Source organism: Pseudomonas meliae (genome assembly GCF_001400515.1).
GTDB classification, from domain to species: Bacteria; Pseudomonadota; Gammaproteobacteria; order Pseudomonadales; family Pseudomonadaceae; genus Aquipseudomonas; species Aquipseudomonas amygdali.
On record NZ_LJQT01000333.1, the window covers coordinates 25,017 to 26,784 of the forward strand.

1 protein-coding gene, 1 pseudogene and 1 riboswitch are annotated in these 1,768 nt (G+C 58.4%); of the genes and pseudogenes, one reads left to right on the forward strand and one right to left on the reverse strand.

The features are described from left to right. Positions 1–70 precede the first annotated feature (70 nt). Positions 71–562: a hypothetical protein gene (locus ALO64_RS15715; RefSeq protein ID WP_002554925.1), complete on the reverse strand. Its 492-nt coding sequence runs from the start codon at positions 560–562 to the stop codon at positions 71–73. 396 nt (positions 563–958) lie between these two features. Next, a riboswitch (guanidine-I (ykkC/yxkD leader) is annotated at positions 959–1,062 on the forward strand. Between the two features lie 63 nt (positions 1,063–1,125). Between ALO64_RS15715 and ALO64_RS15720 the strand changes: the two are divergent. Continuing rightward, positions 1,126–1,752 (forward strand): annotated as a pseudogene (locus tag ALO64_RS15720) (putative urea ABC transporter substrate-binding protein); the annotation flags it as partial. Positions 1,753–1,768 lie beyond the last annotated feature (16 nt).

Below are 1,768 nucleotides of genomic sequence, written 5' to 3' on the forward strand. Positions count from 1 at the left end.
GCGTCGGCACGATAGTCAGTTCGCAGCAGCCAGCTCACCGCTCTGGCATGGCAGTGAGCGCAGGTTTCAGCTACCGATGCCCGCCCCGACCATCACCGCGCCCGCCTCGTCCATGATCACGGCCATCGCGTCCGCCTCGACCGCCATGGTCCTCCCAGCCGCGGTTGCCTCGGTCGCCGCGGAAGCCGTCATTGCGTCCGAAACCACCATTGCCGCGGAAGCCGTCATTACGCCCAAAACCGCCATTGCCGCGAAAGCCGTCGTTTCTCCAGCCATAACCCGGTGGGCGTCCCGGCTGGTAGTAGCGTGGCACTGGCGGCGGCGCGTAATAACGCGGTGCCGGGGCGTAGTAGCGTGGTTGGGTGTAATAGCGTGGCTGAGGCGCTACATAGATGCGCTGCTCCTGATAGTAGGTGGAGCGGTAGCCATTGTCGTACGCGTAAGCGCCACCGACGACGGTTGTCGGCTGCGTGTACACATCGGATTCGTAGTAACCAGGGCCTGCGTAGCAACCGGCAAGGAAAAGGGTCAGCAACGTGATAAGCAAGGGTCTTCGATACATGGCGGCCTCCTGGACCGCGATTGGGCACGAATCAGCGACGCTGATCGGCGTCCGCCAAAGCAGTTGACGGACAGAAGTTCAGACACCGAAAAGGGAATCTAGTGCGTTGGCGCAGCGTGTAAACCCTAGTAAAGATGATGGCCATCCTTCACTCAAGGGCTCTAAAGCCGGGGCATGCAGGCATGTTTCGACTTCCTGCAAAGATGCTACAAAACATTTCAAAGCACCCATGCATCAACACAGTGCGGTTACGCACCAGCACAAGGCAGTTTCCCTCGGGGCTGACCTGCGATGGTCCGGGCAGGCCTTGAAAAACAAAGGACTTGGCGAGTTGGCACAAGTCTCGCTTGATGAATGGCGTGCAGGAGTCAACACAGGTTCGCGGCACCACAATTTGCAATAGCCGACTAGGGTTCCGGCTTGCCGACAGGCAAGTGGCTGGTCCGAGAGTTGGCGACCTCCAGTAAGAGGTTACACGGCGGGACAAAAGCCCGGGAGACAGGGACACCAGTGGTGTCACGTTGCTCCTGGCCGCCTTTTTTCACTACTGGAGATTTCTCAACATGCAAAAGTCTCGTCTCTTCGGTCTGCTCACGGCAGGCCTGCTTGCTGCGTTGAGCCTCTCGGCGAATGCCGCCCAAAAAGATCACTTCAATGTCTGCTGGACCATCTACGCAGGCTGGATGCCGTGGGAATACGCAGGTAGCCAGGGCATCGTCGACAAGTGGGCGAAAAAATACGGCATCAAGATCGATGTCACCCAGCTCAATGACTACGTCGAATCCATCAACCAGTACACCGCTGGCCAGTTCGATGGCTGCACCATGACCAACATGGACGCACTGACCATTCCGGCTGCGGGCGGTGTGGAAAGCACGGCACTGATCGTCAGCGATTTCTCCAATGGCAACGACGGCATCGTGCTCAAGGGCGAGGGCAAAAAAGTCGCCGACCTGAAAGGCATGGACGTCAACCTGGTCGAGCTGTCGGTGTTTCACTACCTGCTGGCCCGGGCGCTGGACAGCGTCAAGCTCAGCGAAAAAGACCTGAAGGTCGTCAACACCTCGGATGCCGATATCTCGGCAGCCTTCAATACCGATGATGTGCAGGCCGTTACCACCTGGAACCCGATGCTGTCGGACATTAAAGCCAAACCCGGCGTGACCGAAGTGTTCAACTCCAGTCAGATTTGAACCGCCCCGGGTT

Excerpts from the sequence above, each read along its gene's own strand:
- ALO64_RS15715 (WP_002554925.1), bottom strand. The coding sequence starts at position 562 with ATGTATCGAAGACCCTTGCTTATCACGTTGCTGACCCTTTTCCTTGCC.